Origin of the sequence: Vibrio sp. 10N.222.52.C3, assembly GCF_041474195.1 — a bacterium.
Taxonomy (GTDB): Bacteria; Pseudomonadota; Gammaproteobacteria; order Enterobacterales; family Vibrionaceae; genus Vibrio; species Vibrio crassostreae_C.
In genome coordinates, this window is record NZ_JBFRTQ010000047.1 from 34,642 (window position 1) to 50,023 (window position 15,382).

General features: G+C 41.9%; 17 protein-coding genes. 11 read left to right on the plus strand and 6 right to left on the minus strand.

Annotated elements, in window-relative coordinates; translation table 11 throughout:
- A complete protein-coding gene (locus AB4517_RS08765) occupies window positions 1–702 on the minus strand; it encodes a hypothetical protein (RefSeq protein WP_372148209.1) in 702 nt (233 codons plus the stop codon).
- A gap of 171 nt (window positions 703–873) precedes the next feature.
- Here AB4517_RS08765 and AB4517_RS08770 point away from each other — a divergent pair, with 171 nt between their 5' ends.
- The 3 genes from AB4517_RS08770 (at window position 874) to AB4517_RS08780 (ending at window position 4,625) form a co-directional block, all read left to right on the plus strand.
- Window positions 874–2,184: a hypothetical protein gene (locus AB4517_RS08770; protein ID WP_372148210.1), complete on the plus strand. Its 1,311-nt coding sequence runs from the start codon at window positions 874–876 to the stop codon at window positions 2,182–2,184.
- Window positions 2,185–2,560: 376 nt separating this feature from the next.
- Window positions 2,561–3,235, plus strand: coding sequence for an inovirus Gp2 family protein (locus AB4517_RS08775; protein WP_372148211.1), 675 nt, complete (start codon window positions 2,561–2,563; stop codon window positions 3,233–3,235).
- Window positions 3,236–3,443: 208 nt separating this feature from the next.
- Window positions 3,444–4,625, plus strand: a complete 1,182-nt coding sequence (locus AB4517_RS08780) for a DUF533 domain-containing protein (RefSeq protein ID WP_372125293.1) — start codon at window positions 3,444–3,446, stop codon at window positions 4,623–4,625.
- 361 nt (window positions 4,626–4,986) lie between these two features.
- Here AB4517_RS08780 and AB4517_RS08785 read toward each other — a convergent pair whose 3' ends face one another.
- The 4 genes from AB4517_RS08785 to radC form a co-directional block, all read right to left on the minus strand.
- Complete coding sequence (locus AB4517_RS08785; protein WP_372148212.1) at window positions 4,987–5,547, minus strand: tyrosine-type recombinase/integrase; 561 nt, start codon at window positions 5,545–5,547, stop codon at window positions 4,987–4,989.
- Window positions 5,548–5,674: 127 nt separating this feature from the next.
- Window positions 5,675–6,118: a DUF2787 family protein gene (locus AB4517_RS08790; RefSeq protein ID WP_372083428.1), complete on the minus strand. Its 444-nt coding sequence runs from the start codon at window positions 6,116–6,118 to the stop codon at window positions 5,675–5,677.
- Window positions 6,119–6,140: 22 nt separating this feature from the next.
- Window positions 6,141–6,593, minus strand: coding sequence for a DUF2787 family protein (locus AB4517_RS08795; RefSeq protein ID WP_372083429.1), 453 nt, complete (start codon window positions 6,591–6,593; stop codon window positions 6,141–6,143).
- A complete protein-coding gene (gene radC / locus AB4517_RS08800) occupies window positions 6,590–7,057 on the minus strand; it encodes a DNA repair protein RadC (RefSeq protein WP_372148213.1) in 468 nt (155 codons plus the stop codon). The genes AB4517_RS08795 and radC overlap by 4 nt, the downstream gene beginning before the upstream one ends.
- Before the next feature lie 456 nt (window positions 7,058–7,513).
- On the opposite strand from radC, the gene AB4517_RS08805 reads away from it, so the two are divergent.
- From AB4517_RS08805 to AB4517_RS08840, 8 genes are all read left to right on the plus strand, one after another.
- Entirely contained in the window at window positions 7,514–7,702 is a 189-nt protein-coding gene (locus tag AB4517_RS08805) for an AlpA family transcriptional regulator (RefSeq protein ID WP_372083431.1), read from the plus strand.
- Between the two features lie 672 nt (window positions 7,703–8,374).
- Window positions 8,375–9,358, plus strand: coding sequence for a 6-phosphofructokinase (locus AB4517_RS08810; RefSeq protein ID WP_372083433.1), 984 nt, complete (start codon window positions 8,375–8,377; stop codon window positions 9,356–9,358).
- Window positions 9,359–9,438: 80 nt separating this feature from the next.
- Complete coding sequence (locus tag AB4517_RS08815; RefSeq protein WP_372083435.1) at window positions 9,439–9,729, plus strand: PTS sugar transporter subunit IIB; 291 nt, start codon at window positions 9,439–9,441, stop codon at window positions 9,727–9,729.
- A 125-nt stretch (window positions 9,730–9,854) separates the two neighbouring features.
- On the plus strand, window positions 9,855–11,225 hold the full coding sequence (locus AB4517_RS08820; protein ID WP_372083436.1) for a PTS sugar transporter subunit IIC: 1,371 nt from the start codon (window positions 9,855–9,857) through the stop codon (window positions 11,223–11,225).
- Entirely contained in the window at window positions 11,218–12,054 is an 837-nt protein-coding gene (locus tag AB4517_RS08825) for a ketose-bisphosphate aldolase (RefSeq protein ID WP_372083437.1), read from the plus strand. The genes AB4517_RS08820 and AB4517_RS08825 overlap by 8 nt, the downstream gene beginning before the upstream one ends.
- A 49-nt stretch (window positions 12,055–12,103) precedes the next feature.
- On the plus strand, window positions 12,104–12,370 hold the full coding sequence (locus AB4517_RS08830) for a hypothetical protein (RefSeq protein ID WP_372083438.1): 267 nt from the start codon (window positions 12,104–12,106) through the stop codon (window positions 12,368–12,370).
- A 12-nt stretch (window positions 12,371–12,382) separates the two neighbouring features.
- Entirely contained in the window at window positions 12,383–12,820 is a 438-nt protein-coding gene (locus tag AB4517_RS08835) for a PTS sugar transporter subunit IIA (protein WP_372083439.1), read from the plus strand.
- Entirely contained in the window at window positions 12,817–13,389 is a 573-nt protein-coding gene (locus AB4517_RS08840) for an AAA family ATPase (protein WP_372083441.1), read from the plus strand. Before AB4517_RS08835 ends, AB4517_RS08840 begins: the two co-directional genes overlap by 4 nt.
- A 232-nt stretch (window positions 13,390–13,621) precedes the next feature.
- Here AB4517_RS08840 and AB4517_RS08845 read toward each other — a convergent pair whose 3' ends face one another.
- Window positions 13,622–14,977, minus strand: coding sequence for a hypothetical protein (locus AB4517_RS08845; RefSeq protein WP_372148214.1), 1,356 nt, complete (start codon window positions 14,975–14,977; stop codon window positions 13,622–13,624).
- Window positions 14,978–15,382 lie beyond the last annotated feature (405 nt).

Genomic DNA, 15,382 nt, shown 5'->3' on the forward strand with positions numbered 1-15,382 from the left:
TTATCTTTGCCATTGCGATTTGGAAGGCTTAGATGATGCGTGTTTCCATGCATTTGAGGCTTTTCTTTTAGAATGGTTGGTATCTACTTTTTGATTTGTGGTTTTAGGACTCTCATGCAGCGTAGGTTCATCTTGTGCAGAAATGATTTTCTCTTGAAGATTCGATAACTTTTCTTTTTCGTGAACAGTAGATACTGAGGGCTTTAGGTCGTCGCTAGCTTTCCTTAGCTTTGAAAGCTCAGTCTCCAACTTTTCTATTTGAGTATTTTGCTCTGTTATTGTTTCACAGGCTTGTGTGTACTTAGTATCTGTTTTTTTTAGTCTCTCCAGCTCTTCGATCTTGTTTTGGCTTTCAGTAATAAGGAGTTCAACCATTGCTTTGATCGAATACCCGTTCCTTTTAGCTAGTGAGTCGACAGTTTTGTAGACATTTTTAGAAATGGATATGTTGATTTGTTTATTTTTTTTCCTACTCTTTTGAGCGCGCCAGGCATTACTTGCTTGCTGTAGTAGTAACTTGTTGCCACTCATCGATTCATCTAAATCTTTTAAGTATTTTATTGCTGAAGCGGAGCTTCTGGATGCGGCATCGGCTAAACCGCTACTCCAAGAAATCTTCTTCTTGAGCAAATATTCTTTTACCCACGTTTCTTGTTCCTCAGAGCTAGTTAGCCAGCTTTTAGCATTACCTTTACGTCCCATTCTCATAACACCATTTATAAACACAACTCATACTTTGCCACAGTAATGGAATACTGTTCGTGACTTAATCATCAGAAATATCCATTACACATTTTCGCACTATGTAATGTGATACAGTATTTGAACTCTAAAAACCTACTGGTAAAGTGTAGAATATTGATGAATTACCCCATGAGTGAGGTCGAGATACTCTCAAGAGCTTTGCTGTATATCGATGAGAATAGCCAGAAATTTGAAGCATCACCAGAAGCTAAAATGCTCTGGATGAAACTGCTTATTCTTACTCGTTTTGATAATTGGCAAACGACACTCAATAGTCGTGAGTTGTGCGCATGTCTGCGAATAAGTAGCAATACTTTTACTAAGTCGGTAAAGCAACTAGAGAAAGTAAGACTGCTTTGTAGGGATTCATTTGAGACAGGTAAGGGTGGGAACAGCTACCGATACCATGTCACTCTTCCACGTAATCGTAATGCTAAAGGTATGCACGTGAGCGCTCCCTTTTTAAAGTTGAGTTCGACATTTATTCATTATGAAGGTTTGTTAAACAATGCAAAAAAACCATCACTAGCTAATAAATTGCTCTTTCTTGTTCTGCTGCATTTTAGTGATGATTTTGGTCATGTATCTGAACTTGGACGTGCAAAAATCGCCGACATTACCGGTATGAATAAAGAAAGAGTGAAATCGCATGTTGAACGATTATGTTCACTGGGATTTATTAACAAGGTACCCGGTGGAACTATCCCACAACTAATGGGGAAGGTATCAACGCAGTACTATCTAAATATCTGGCACTCAGCATTTCAACAACAAGTTCACGGATATCGCTTCACTCAGCAAAACCTGATTATGACAGCGAGTTTGTCAGAGATGGTCATTTCTTCGGTGATAAGGCAAAAGCCGATGCACAATCAAACGGAGCATTCTCTCAACGCATTTTATGAATCATCGTTAATTGCATCCGTGAAAGTAAGTATTGATGCCTGCCAATTAAGACACTTCTTCACAGGAGAAAATAGAAAGCTGCTGGCTAATCATATAGAGCTTAAAGTGAATGATATAGCCTCTTGTTTGCTAAACCAGCACTGGAACATGATTGATGGTACCTCTCTTATTTCAGGAAAGGCACCAGATGAATTGTTATCCGATGATGGCCTTGCTGATTCAATAGCAGAAAGGCTTCTACCAGAGTCTGTGATGCATCATCATAAAAAAAATACAGACTTCCAACGCAATTACAATGAAGACTCCTTGGCTAATGAGGCTTTGGATACTGAAGCTCATGATATCGACGTTTTACCCGGAGCAAAGGAGCTGGTTGACCTAGTTGTACATATGGCATGGGCTAAAGCTATCGAAGCCAAAAATGTGATTACTATGAACAGAAAGCTCTCTGATAATTTACCAGAACAAGGCATTTACAAAGTCATGCCATACTCAGCAAGGGGAAATGGGATTGATATAATTATCAGCCATTAGACGCACTAGCTATTAGCCGAATGCACTCTTGTTGAAATGCATAACTTCAGAGTGACTTCAGTTCCAATCACCCTAGTTAGGTCCAATCTTTGACTATCCATAGGCATGACTCCGGTACTACAGTCTTGAAAGAAACAGTGCGCTTTGTGGATTAGTAATATAGCTACTTAACAAACACTCTTTATAAAAGCATGACTAGCAGTACTACACTCAGTAGCCACACTACTGATGAATGCAGTACATGTTGTTGTATCAGCTAAGATCTCTAGCCATAGGCAATAGATATTCACTCACTGCTACGGCAGAACAGTTTTATGTAAGTTATTACGCATCATTCTCTTTCTATGTGAAATCAAACAACACAGGAGAGATTTTCATGAACATGTTTCAATTTGCTCAAATCCCAGCTCAGTATGGTTCTTTAAACCAACGTCACCTTGCCCGTATCAACGACACTGTTATGGGAGCTCTAGCGCTCCATCCTAGAGCACTCATCGCTCGAATTGATCTACGCATACCTAACAATGGTTTGAACTCTGACAACCCTTTAGAGCGTGATACACCGACCTGCTATGTGAATACCGATGTTGACTTGATGAAACGGTTTATTGCTTCATTGAAAGTTCAGATGAATTTCGACCAGAGGAATAAAGCCAGACAAGGAAAGCGTATCTACCCGTGTCCGTTAAATTACGTTTGGGTAAGGGAACGTAACGCCAGTCACAATGAACATTACCATGTGGCATTAGCGGTCAATCAGGATGGTTACTATCCATTTGGTAGGCTTCATTACGAAGGTACTCTTGCTTGTATGGTAAACAGAGCATGGGCTAGTGCATTAGGGCTTACGACAGATGAGATTGAAGGACTAGTTCATATCCCTGAGCGTCCAATGTATACGTTGAACCGTAATCACCCACCAGCACGATTTCAGAAAGACTTAGGTGAGGTAGCGGTTAGGTTAGCTTACTTGGCAAAGGCTGAGACTAAGATACTTGGTGATGGTCGCCGTAACTTTGGATGCAGTAATCCAAGAAAGGGACTGATTTAAGGCAGAACTAATCTTCGAGTTTATCTTGTCAGGAAGATGTTTGATCAAATGCGTTAGCACGCTTTCCTCTGCTTTTCTTCTTGATAGTGAGTAAGGTTAGACGTCCCCTTATAGCAGGTTAGTTGTCACAAATCCTTATAACTGGGCTGTTATAAAATTACAATTAGAATACAATTGTATGCATAACAATTTGACAAGGAGTGAATTGATGCCATTGCCATTTATTGCCGCCGCTGCCGCAGGTGCACTAACATACAAATATTTTTCGGGAAATGATAAAAAAAAGACTAGTTCCGCACGGGATGTAACTGAAAAGTCATTAACTAAAGAACAAGAAAGGGAATTGTGTTTTCTTGTGCAACTAGCTACCTCTGCTGCTTATGCCGATGGTGATATGTGTGAAAAGGAGAAGTCCATTATTCAAAATTATATAGATAATGAAAAAATGGAATATCCCTCCTCTAAAAGTTTGCAAGAGTTAAAGATTAAAGAGCCATTGAGTATCGCTGAACTTCATCGGTATTGGGGAGCAATTAAAAAGAAGGAAGGGAGCTGGGAGGCTTTCATTGAGGAAGTCATCAGCGCTAATGACCAGCATACTCATTGTGAAAAAGCATTTTTATTCAGAATGAAGTTAATGTTTGAAGGTTTACCGGATCAACAGTTGTTCATGTTAACCGATGAGGAACCTCGAAGCACATTATCCCTAGACTATATAAACGTTGACTCATTGCCAGAGAATTATGTGATAAACAGTTCAGTGGTCGGTGAGTTTTTGATAGAGCACCCAGCACAAGCTCGATGCGAGCAAAGAGAATTGATTTCAGTATCAAATTTTTTTGATGATTCATTTTTGACCAGCCAAGATACTGAATTAGTCAATGCAGCTCGTTTAGCAGGTGCTAAGAAAGTAACCATATATTCTGGTAGCAAACGCTCTGAAAGTATTTCCACGGATAAAGAGTTAAGAGGGAAAGCAAGCATTGGCCCACAATCTGGCCATCTAGTTTCAGATGTGGGAGCTTCTAATGCTTATTCGAGTGCAGATAAAAAAGTGGTTGTTTATGAGTTTGAAGGCAATACCACAAGCGCTATGACTCGGCTGAAGTCTATGTTTACTTCACCAGAAAAAGAGTTACTCCGACGGTCTACATGGTTGCAAAATGATGAAGAACTCACTGAATTCGTGAAAGGGTGTTTTAGTGATAATAAACTGACTTACTTTAAAAGAGAGTTCAGTACCGAACGTCAAAAAAATATTATTAATTCTGCAATGATGGCTGCTGATTGTGACTTGGTGAAAGTGTCAGCCGAAGCTAAGAGCTCACTGCAAGAAAAAGGTAAATTCTACGAAGAGTCAGTGAAAAAATACGAGGTAGCTTTTGTTTAAGCAAAGTATGGGTTTGAGGCGTAGGGCGTGTTGACCAGCAAACGTTGCCCGAAGGGGACGAATAAAAGCGTTTTACTCTTTGGTGAGAGGGTTTACTTAGAATGACTAGGCTAATTCCCCCTCGCTGCGATTAAAACTTTTTATCTCGAACTAAATTCAACTGGGAAAGGTTATATTGTAGATTTTTAGTGTGGACGTCCACACTAAAAATCTAGAGCATTCTCAGAGCAGTTATAATTAGTTTGTGCTTAAAAGCGTGTTTGAACATAAAAATAGGTAGGTAATTGCCTCTTTTAATCAACTTCACACATTCGAGTTAAGCGGCAGTTTGAAGATGGATTGGGTGTTGTCTTTTTTGTATTCACAGAATTAACTCCCTAAAGTCATTATCAATATCATCTTGTGTCACACCAATGTAGCGCAGTGTGACACCTTCTGAACTGTGGCGAAGCATACGCATCACCCGCGCAATATCTTTGGTGCTTTTGTAGAGGTGGTAGCCTCTGGTCTTTCGCATCGAGTGAGTCCCAAGCGGAAAACTAATCTCTTCACCAATCGATGAAAACGCTTGGCTAACCGCTCGACGACTCAATGGGTTGGCAGCTTTGTTTATTGCTTGCTGATTTCGGTAAGATTGGAATAAGTAGATGTGGTGTGGATTCTCTTTTTTAATGCGGAGGATGATTTCTAAGCTTCTTGGGTTTAATGCAATCTGGGCCACTTTGCCCGTCTTTGACTCACGGATGGTTAAACGGTCTTCTTCGATGTCACTGAACTTAATCGCCAGTAAATCAGAAATCCGTAAAGCGAGATTGATACCCACATTCCAGATATCTGACATTTGCTTACTATGCCGTATTTCTAATAAGTGGCCGATGAGCTGGATAGTGTCACGGTTTTTCACCGCTTGAACTTCTGCCATAACGCAGCTTCCTTTTTTCGATGAAAATGATGATTAGAGGAACTTCAAAGCAAGCCAGAAACGAAAAGCCTTGTTCCATAAGGGATGGCAAGTTCCCAAATTGCTAAAATGGGAACTTGGATGCTTTTCAGCTCTTGGTGACTTTGATTTGGTCAAACACACCATCAGATAAATACTCCAAAAAGTTACTTTCCCACGTTCGATAGAAAGATTTCACTTCTCGATGTGCTAGAGCGCAAGGTGCTAAAAACATCTGCCTGAATATGTTGATCTCAATATTGAAATCAAGCTCGATGGCTAACTCTGGATAGACACCTCCAGAATAGGCAAAGTCGGTGATGTAACAGAGTCGCCACTTATCACCTTCATTGCGGATCATGATTTCTACTGGATGATACCCACCAGCTTCAGCGTTATAGCTCGTGTCACGAAAGTTAATGGTTAAGGTATCTGAATAGTAATCAAGACTCGCTTCCTGAATCTGCTTAGTGATTGCGTTGTGAAAGCGAGTAGAGATAGGCAGTACACAAGAGTGAAACTGCATCGTTTGAATTTTGGTTACGGCTGGCATGGTGTGCCTCCTTGGTTGATGGTTATGTGATAGATGATTTAGTAGGAGTGTCGACATTGACGAGTGTTGCTTGGATACCGTCAAAGGAGCATTGTTGAATTTGCTTGAGGAAAGACCGTTCATAGCTTTGATATAGACTGGTTACTTGTGGCTGGTGGAGTTCGCAACATTCAATGTCCGGTTGATAGAACCACCCACGTAAAAAATTGAAGTAGAGCTCGACCTCCAGCTTTTCGGTTTGCTCATCTGGGTAAGCAAAGCTAGTGACAAAGACGATGCTCCAATGAGTGTTATCTGATTGGTTTGTCGATCTATTGAGTTGGATCTCGACAGGATGAAAACCACTACGATCTTGGTAGTAGCTCGACACTCGAAAGTTAAGGGCGATCCGTGATGCAAAGGTAGGGACATCTAATTGCTCAACAAGAGCATTAAGGTATTCCACCAGCAGTCGATGCGGTGTGGTTTGGCTCATAGCAAACCTCGCTCAGCAAAGGACACGCATTGCTCACCGACCACAACGTGATCCAATACTCGGATATCAATCAGTGCCAATGCATCAGACAGACGTTGAGTGATCCTACGATCGGCTTGTGATGGTTCAGGTAAGCCAGATGGGTGATTATGACCAAAGATCACTGCTGCCGAGTTCAGTATTAATCCTTCTTTGACGACCTCTCTTGGATAAACGCTAGCAGCATCGATGGTGCCAAAGAACATCTCTTTGTATTCAATCAGTTGGTTTTGATTATCCAGAAACATCACGGCAAACACTTCTCTGTCGTAATGCGCCAGTTTCATCTGTAGATATTGCTTAGTGTTTTCTGGACTGGTGAATGAACCCGAACGGGCATACTTGGCTGCGAGCATAGTTGCTGCGGTCTCTAGAATTTGACGAAGCTCTGTGGGCTCGTTTGGCGTGTAATGATTTGAATGCATCTACTTTCCTTCTTGTGCGTTAAAGGTATGTGCATCCAAGTAATATGTAGCTAAAAAATAATGGAATCCTTCCCCATAGAAGCAGCCCGATCACGCTGGGCTGCTTTAGGTCATGGTTGCTGTTTATCTTGTTGTTTAGCCCAGTTGTAACCACTCACAACGCCATAGATGAACAACTCTATTAGTGTCTTAGTAGGTTGGTGGGGATTCACCATTAGCCTCCTTGTTGATGTGATACAAGCCTGCGCCAACGATAAAGCCAGCAATGAACACAAACGGCATAAGAGCCTCCTGCTTAGTTTGATTTAAGAAACGAGCATAAATGGAAGCCCGCGACTAGCTGGCTTCAGAAAGGTAATGTGTGGTTGAAAAAAGTTGGAGTGTGGTGATTTACGCAGTGAAGTAATTAACTGCACATTCTCGTTATCTCATGAGTTGAACTAACCGGAATTCATCATGAGATTAATCAAACTAAAAGAAGTCATGTCCTTAACCAGCCTTGCACGATCTACCATCTACAAGTACATGAGCGAAGGCCAATTTCCAAAAGCAGTGTCATTAGGTTGTCGTTCAGTGGCATGGGTAGAAGAAGAGGTGACAGATTGGGTATTGGAACGTATTGGTGAGCGCGATAACGCTGATTGACAGATAATGGATGGAAGCTATTACAGCTTCCTTCTATGCCATGTTATTCCTAATAAGCTAGTTTTTCCGCTTATGTATATGGAATCCACGTATTTACAAAGTGATTTTGACAATGAAAATTAAGATGAGGTCGTGTATTCGAATTTTTATTGAAGGAGCTACCTTCTAGCTTTTGATGTTTTACGTACCTACTGTCCTCATATTATAACCCTCGGTTTTATCTCACTCTCCTAAGTCGAGATTGCTAAGGAGGGAGAAGTGCTACCACACCTCGGAACTTAGATTATCGAACAAATAAGACTTTGAGACATCAATATTGGCGCTTGATCACACTAATTCTTTTATTTTTAGGTACGGACGTTGATTGACCAAAAACTAAAAGTTGACGCCTTTCACATTACAGCCCAAAAAATGAGCTCAATTGCGCTGATACAAATATTTAACTTATTGCCTAAAAAAAAAGATCGCGGTCTAATAATGCCCTCTTAATATGTTAATTAATTTAACATTAAATGTCACATTGGTGATTCAGGTCACAAAATTAACGCATTTATCGCCGCAACTGTCATGAGGGCTGTGATTTAAACGTCCAGTTAAGTGATCTGTGTAACGGTTTGGTTTTATTTAAACAATGATACTTAATCCATCAAATGAGCGGAGTGTGAGTTAGAAATGAAGCTAGGAATAGTGGTCAGTGGTGGTGATGCAGTTGGTGTGAACAATTTCATCTATCAAGTTGCGAAAATGTCGAACTCTGAGATTGTTATCTATAACGGAGGCGTTAAAGGCCTACTGTCGGATAATAAGAAAGAAATTAGTTATCGAGATCTCGCTGATTACAGTCTATCGCCAATGCCCGTAATTTCATCGGGTAGAACCTCGCGTCACCTCAACCCAGAAGAATACGCCACCATTGCAACTAACCTGCATAAGAGCAAAGTAGACGCTTTAATCTGCGCAGGAGGCGACGGTTCAATGCGGTTTATGAATGTATTGAGTGAGTATGGTGTTAACTGTTTTGGCGTGGGAATGACTGTCGATAATGATATCGCTGGCTCCGATCATACCATTGGCTTTTCTACTGCATGTGAGCAGGTGATGAGAGAAGTGTCTAAGCTGCGAAATACCGGTAGAGCCTTAGCAAATCGAGTGTTTCTCGTTGAAGTTTTGGGTGCTTACTCTGGCGAACTAACTTTACAGTCTGCAATTAAATCTAATGTGGATATCGCTCTGATACCGGAGCATCAAATTCCAGTCGATGAGCTTGCAGCAAAAATTCAAGAAAAACTAGCAGTGCAGAATAGTGTTGTGATTCTTTGTGCTGAGAGTTACACAAAAGAGTATTCACCTGGATTCCAAGGTGCGATTGATACCTTGAGTCAAGACCTAGAACCAAAGGTAGGTATTCGCATGCGTAAAACCACATTGGGTTTCGGTTTGCGAAGCGGTGAGCCAACAACTGAAGAGATTTATCAAGGTACGATCGCAGCTTCAGAAGTGGTGCGATGCATTCAAAGTGGTATGGCGAATAAGGTGATTACCATCAATTCATCGAATAATCCGATACCACTGGATTTAGCTGGGGTCGAGAGTCGTACCGTTGATAAAGAGGGGCATTATTTCAAACTGGCTAAGCAATTGGGCATGGTTTGGTAATTAACAATAAAACAATAAAACAATAAAACAATAAAACAATAAAACAATAAAACAAATTCGTGAACAGAAGGAATGAATAAATGACGATGAATATAATGTGCGTATGCGGTTGTGGTTTAGGTTCTAGCTTTGCTTTGGAAATGACAGCCAAACCTATCCTAGAGAAAATGGGGATTGACTTTTCTTTAGGCCACACCACGGTATCTGAAGTGCTATCGCTAAAGCCAGACATGATTATTACTTCTGGTACGTTCTCTGATGCGATTAAAGGTGGCGCTAGCGCTGAAGATGCTGCAAAGGTAGTCACAATCCAAAAATTTACTGACTCTGTAGAAATGGAACAGGCAATCTCAGAGTTTTTAGATAAGTAACACCTAGAAAAACACCTTTTTCTTACTGCTGAATAATAGATGTAGATAGGTAGAAATACCTATCAAGGTACTTCTACGCCTTGAGAAAATATTTTAATTAACATTGGCATGGAATCAAATTAATTATGAATACATTTTTTGACTTTATAGTAAAAGATGTGCTTGGGCAGGCCTCAATATTGATCGCAAGTATTGCTATGCTCGGTCTTATTTTACAAAAAAAGCCCTCCGGTAAGGTAATCGAAGGAACGTTTAAGACAATGCTTGGTTTCTTGGTCATGATGGCGGGTATAAACATTGTCGTTGAGACATTAACTTACCTGAATAGCATCTTTACTACCGGGTTCGGTATGACTGGTTACATTACTGATGTTGCGGCTATTGCAGGTATTGCAAACCAAACGCTGGGAACGGAAGTCGCACTAACCTTAATGGTAATTTTCGCAACGAATATCATTATTGCTCGCTTCACGCCTTGGAAGTACATCTTTCTAACAGGGCAGGCGCTACTGTGGATGTCCACTATTGGTGCTGTCATTTGTTACAAGGCAGGTCTATCAGGCGCAACACTAGTATTAACGGGGGGTATCTTCGGCGGTATTTTAGCTGTAGCAATGCCTGCTATTGCTCAGCCTGTGGTTCGCAAGATTACTGGTTCTGACAACGTTGCACTTGGGCACTTCTGTACGATCGGTTATATGGTTCAAGCAGCTGTCGCGAAGGTCGTTGGCAAGGGCTCTAAATCTACGGAAGAAATTGAGCTTCCAAAAGCTTTTGCATTTTTAAGTGATACCTACCTGTCGATGGCTGTCATTATGGTGCCAATGTTCCTGATCCCTGCAATTGCAGCAGGTCCTGAATATATTGCTCAGTACAGCGGTGGTATGAACTATTTGATGTACTCGTTTATGCAAGCAATCATGTTTACTGCTGGCGTATTCGTTCTGTACTCAGGTGTGCGCCTATTGTTGCAAGAATTAGTTCCAGCCTTCCAAGGTATTGCTATGCGCCTAGTGCCAAATGCAATACCTGCATTGGATTGCCCGGTTTTGTTCCCTTATGCACCTAACGCTGTAATTCTGGGTTTCCTATCAACAACTGTAGGTTCGGTGATCGGTATGTTGTTGTTCCCTATGTTTGGGTTGGCAATGATACTACCAGGGCTTCTGACTAATTTCTTCGCAGGTGGTACAGCGGGTATTTTTGGCAACGCAATGGGTGGTCGTCGCGGCGCAATCATAGGCGGTGTAGTTCACGGCCTATTCATTACTTTCCTACCAGCAATTCTAATCCCTTTACTAGAAACTTACGGCTTCGTGGGTGTGACATTTAGTGATTCTGATGTAATCGCATCAGGTCTTCTACTGGGTCATGCATTTAACGGCAACTGGATGTTCGTAGCAAGCTTCGTAGGCTTTGTAGCGGCAATCACTTGGTATGTAAACAAAAACCTTAAAACTGAAAAAACTGAACAGGCGGAGTTAAACAATGCATAATTTTAAAGAAATAGAAGTCATTGCAAGAGAGCGCGGATTTAATGCTGTTGGTTCATTCAATCTCCATTGTATTGAGATGTTACCAGCTTATTTTGAGGCAGCAATGGATACAAACTCACCTTTAATGATCCAAATTTCAACGGGTACGGCTCAGTACCTTGGGTATGACTTGTTGGTGGCGTCAATTGTCGCCTTAGCTAAAGAGCATAATGTGCCTACGTGCCTCCATTTGGACCACTGCTCAAATCTTGATGATATTAAACTGGCTATCGATAAGGGTTTTACTAGTGTCATGTACGACGGTTCTCACCTCTCGTTGGCTGAAAACATAGCTAATACAAATATCATTATTGAGTACGCTCATCCTAAAAATGTGAGCGTAGAAGCTGAACTCGGTGCAATCGGGGGAGCAGAAGATGGTAAACAAGTCGCAGATGAAGACATTGCATTTACAAAGCTATCTGATGCCCTTGAGTTTGTAGATAAGTCTAAAGTCGATATGTTAGCCGTCAGTATTGGTACTGTTCATGGTTCATACACGGCAAAGACCAATATTCAACGAGACCTATTGATCGAACTGTCTGAGAAGACGAAAGTGCCTTTAGTTCTTCATGGTGGAACAGGTGTCTCGGATGAAGATATGCGATTTGTCGTACGCAATGGTATGGATAAAGTAAATGTTGGCACTGAAATGAATGTTCAGTGGGTTAAACACTGCCAAGACACTCATGCGAGTGGCAAAGTGCATGATTCAGTGCGAAAGTTCTTCATTCCAGCACGAAACGCTGTACGTCAAGTTATTGCTGAAAAGATTCGTCTTTTCCAGTAGTGGTTTGAACATCCCTGCTGGGAAACCAGCAGGGTATTTAGGAGTCGGTATGAGTATATTATCCAAACTATTTGGGCGTAAAAACCCAGTAGAGCCCGTTGATGAAACGCAAGCTACAGAGCTTGATATAGAGATCAAGCAGTTAGAAACCATGCTTGAGCAAGATACTTCCAACGTACAAGTTCAACAAGCCCTTGTTGCAAAATACAGCAAGGCAGCTTCGGTATTTGCTCAAGCGCCAACGTATCGAGATAGAGTGGATGATGTGTTTACTCGAATGAATGAACTACGAAATATAGCTAGAACGAATTTTTAATCGGAGGGCTGGATGTTAAAAAAACTATTGTTAGAGGCAGATGCGGTGCAACTTCAAGTCGATGAGCCGGATTGGGAAAAAGCTTTGCAGGTAGCCGCGGTTCCTCTTGTCACGAATGGCACCATCTCATCGAAGTACTTAGATGCCATCATCACTGGTACAAAAGATTTAGGCGCATACTACGTCTTCGAAGACGAAAAGTTTGCTCTGCCTCATGCAAGACCAGAAGAGGGCGCAAATAAGCTCGGTTTTAGCCTAGTAACGTTGAAGAACCCGATCTCAATAAACGGTAGCCCTGATGTCAATATCATCATCATGCTCTCTGCAGTTGATAGTCATAGTCATATTGAGGAAGGCCTGAAGCCCATCTTCGAGGCATTAATGGAACCGTCAGTACGAGAGCAGATAGCTTCGGCCAAAGAAAAAGAAGAGGTTTTAGCTCTATTATGAAGAAAGTCATCATTGTTAATGGAATCCCCGCTTCAGGTAAAAGTACTGTAGCAGCGAAGATAGCAACGCACTTCGGCTGGCCTTACCTCTCAATTGATACCATCAAAGAACCGTTTATGGATTTGCATGTAGCCATTGATCGAGAATTTAACAGGGAGCTTAGTAAAGCAGCTTACAAAGCTATCTGGGACACAGTCGCGAGTGCTCCAGATGACTGCATATATGTAATTGATGCGTGGTTTGGGTTTCAATCCCGAGAATTACTAGAGAGCTATGTCAAGCAATCTGATGTAGTTGAGATCATCGAGGTCTGGAATAGTATTTCACCTGAGCTAGTTGCTGATAGATATCGTTCCCGGTTGTACCTTCGCAAAGAAGGTCACCCAGGTGAAGAGTACATTCCGGAGTTAATGGCGTTGGCTGAGAGGGCATCACCAATGAATATTGGAAAGGTTTACTGTATAGATCAAGATACAGGTAGTGAAATTCAAGAGGTGCTTGCTGCCCTTGCCTCCCGGCCAGGCTCCTTAAAGGAGTCATCGTTGGTCGATCTGCCTATGGCGAGATGAATCCTGTCTGTAGTGGTTTAATGATCACGGTATCTCAATAGAAATATCCGCCTTCTAATAAGAAGGCGGTTTGGCTTTATAATTCCTTAGAAGGGGGCGTCCGCGCTATCAGTTCTTCAATAATTGCAGTTGTTGTTCATACCCTATGTTCTGTTTATCTTGATGTCGTACATTGATCTGTTCCATCAATACTGGGCGCGATGGCAAGCGACTTTCCCAAACCCGCCACTATTCAACGATCGCTAATGTTCGATTTTTGAAACTTATAGGGTTTTGTGTGCTCCCACCAATCAGCCCCAACAGAATCTTGAGTACCATAGGTTTGCGGTAGCGCCGCGATATCAGCATTTAATGCATCAACGTCGATACTCTCTACATCTGTACTGAAGCCTAACCAATGCGCGTACTCACTTGGTACTGTATTCCACTTGTAACGGCTTCCGTCTTCATCGTACACACCACTCACTCTCGCAGTCGAAAGCGTCATGTTTTGGCCATCAGCAGCATCACTCAAACTAACCTCATTACACTCCAATTCACTAAGATCATAGAACGATGATTTGTTATCCATACCGTATTGGTTGTCAGTGCCAGTTACCTTTGAAAGTAAGGTTTCTGACTTACTGCAAATGTAATCATCAAAGCTTGGATCGGAACTCATGTTGCGGTATTCATTCACATAGCCCACCGTACCAAAGTCAGTGATACTGTCTTCTTGCAGGTAGTTTCTAATCAAACGTTCGGGTAGCCAGTTATTACCTACCGCATAGACGGATTCAGACCAGAAGCTACCTTGACGTATGGAAATCGATTTGTACCATAACTGTTCATCATCTTGGCGTTGCCAGTCCGTTGGATCGTTAAGGTAGTGAGCCACGTTGATATGTGCATAAGGGTACTGAAGCGATAATTCATAAGTCTCTTCAAATGAAAGTTGAATGGATGCCATAAGCTGCTCAGCAATATCGTAGACCGCACTGTTACCATCCGCTATGTAATCACTCCACAGCTCTTCCTCTGAGATATTGAAATGCCAAACTAAATCCCCCGCTACGTTACGCATGGCGTCTTTTATGGCATTGCGGACTGGTTCATTGTCTTTCACTAATCCACAGCTATACGCTGCGCCTTGCTCTCTTTCAACCGTCTGTTTCGCTGACTCCCACAACATTGTGGTGAGTGGCGTAATGTTAACGGAGCCATTCGCTACCTCTTCAGGCAACGTGAACGCTGGTGGCAGGTTAAGTACATATGCTTGAGTTACTTCCCCTAAGTCCTCATCAATAGCTCCGACAGGCACATCTACGATCACTGGGACGTATTCAAGACAGGCTTGTTGCTCTTCTGTGATGTCACCTTCAATAGTGAACACACCACCAGCCTCAGTGATAGCCGATGGCTCATCAGGATCGACAACACCATTTGAATTAAAATCATAATGAACCGTGGCACCAACGATATAGCCGTCAATAGCACGACCGGATAACAACGTAGAGTTGGATGGTTGTGAAGGCTCAGATGAGCCACCACCGCCGCAACCAGCAAGGGTTGCACTAGCAATAAGCGCAGAAACTAACGTCTTTTTCATAGGAAATTCCTTTTTATTAATAGATTGGTTTGCAGGGATAAATGCATAGAAAACAAAAGCGGCTTACTTTCGTAAACCGCTAATGGTGGGTATTAAACGTGTGGTATTAGCAAGAACATCGGCATGGAGGCATATCGCAAATGTCACAAGTTGAACTGTGGCTACCTCCGCAATATTCACAGCTGAATGAAGCTAGGCAACGGTGCTTGTTAAGTAATGGTCGAATCGCTTTAATGGTCATGAACTTCTCTCCCCGTCTATGTCATAGTGGTTCACATAGAAAGACGGCAACCCTATGTGACATCCCTGTTTGTTGTCAGGTTATCAATAGGTTGGGCATCTGGTGTCGCATAAGGCTGTACTAAGTGAGACCGCTATCGCTATTTAGAGAAGTGGTTTGAAGTT

Excerpts from the sequence above, each read along its gene's own strand:
- AB4517_RS08790 (WP_372083428.1), bottom strand. The coding sequence starts at position 6,118 with ATGCCAGCCGTAACCAAAATTCAAACGATGCAGTTTCACTCTTGTGTA.
- radC (WP_372148213.1), bottom strand. The coding sequence starts at position 7,057 with ATGCATTCAAATCATTACACGCCAAACGAGCCCACAGAGCTTCGTCAA.
- AB4517_RS08810 (WP_372083433.1), top strand. The coding sequence starts at position 8,375 with ATGAAGCTAGGAATAGTGGTCAGTGGTGGTGATGCAGTTGGTGTGAAC.
- AB4517_RS08805 (WP_372083431.1), top strand. The coding sequence starts at position 7,514 with ATGAGATTAATCAAACTAAAAGAAGTCATGTCCTTAACCAGCCTTGCA.
- AB4517_RS08765 (WP_372148209.1), bottom strand. The coding sequence starts at position 702 with ATGGGACGTAAAGGTAATGCTAAAAGCTGGCTAACTAGCTCTGAGGAA.
- AB4517_RS08820 (WP_372083436.1), top strand. The coding sequence starts at position 9,855 with ATGAATACATTTTTTGACTTTATAGTAAAAGATGTGCTTGGGCAGGCC.
- AB4517_RS08815 (WP_372083435.1), top strand. The coding sequence starts at position 9,439 with ATGACGATGAATATAATGTGCGTATGCGGTTGTGGTTTAGGTTCTAGC.
- AB4517_RS08825 (WP_372083437.1), top strand. The coding sequence starts at position 11,218 with ATGCATAATTTTAAAGAAATAGAAGTCATTGCAAGAGAGCGCGGATTT.
- AB4517_RS08785 (WP_372148212.1), bottom strand. The coding sequence starts at position 5,547 with ATGGCAGAAGTTCAAGCGGTGAAAAACCGTGACACTATCCAGCTCATC.
- AB4517_RS08840 (WP_372083441.1), top strand. The coding sequence starts at position 12,817 with ATGAAGAAAGTCATCATTGTTAATGGAATCCCCGCTTCAGGTAAAAGT.
- AB4517_RS08830 (WP_372083438.1), top strand. The coding sequence starts at position 12,104 with ATGAGTATATTATCCAAACTATTTGGGCGTAAAAACCCAGTAGAGCCC.
- AB4517_RS08775 (WP_372148211.1), top strand. The coding sequence starts at position 2,561 with ATGAACATGTTTCAATTTGCTCAAATCCCAGCTCAGTATGGTTCTTTA.
- AB4517_RS08795 (WP_372083429.1), bottom strand. The coding sequence starts at position 6,593 with ATGAGCCAAACCACACCGCATCGACTGCTGGTGGAATACCTTAATGCT.
- AB4517_RS08845 (WP_372148214.1), bottom strand. The coding sequence starts at position 14,977 with ATGAAAAAGACGTTAGTTTCTGCGCTTATTGCTAGTGCAACCCTTGCT.
- AB4517_RS08780 (WP_372125293.1), top strand. The coding sequence starts at position 3,444 with ATGCCATTGCCATTTATTGCCGCCGCTGCCGCAGGTGCACTAACATAC.
- AB4517_RS08835 (WP_372083439.1), top strand. The coding sequence starts at position 12,383 with ATGTTAAAAAAACTATTGTTAGAGGCAGATGCGGTGCAACTTCAAGTC.
- AB4517_RS08770 (WP_372148210.1), top strand. The coding sequence starts at position 874 with ATGAGTGAGGTCGAGATACTCTCAAGAGCTTTGCTGTATATCGATGAG.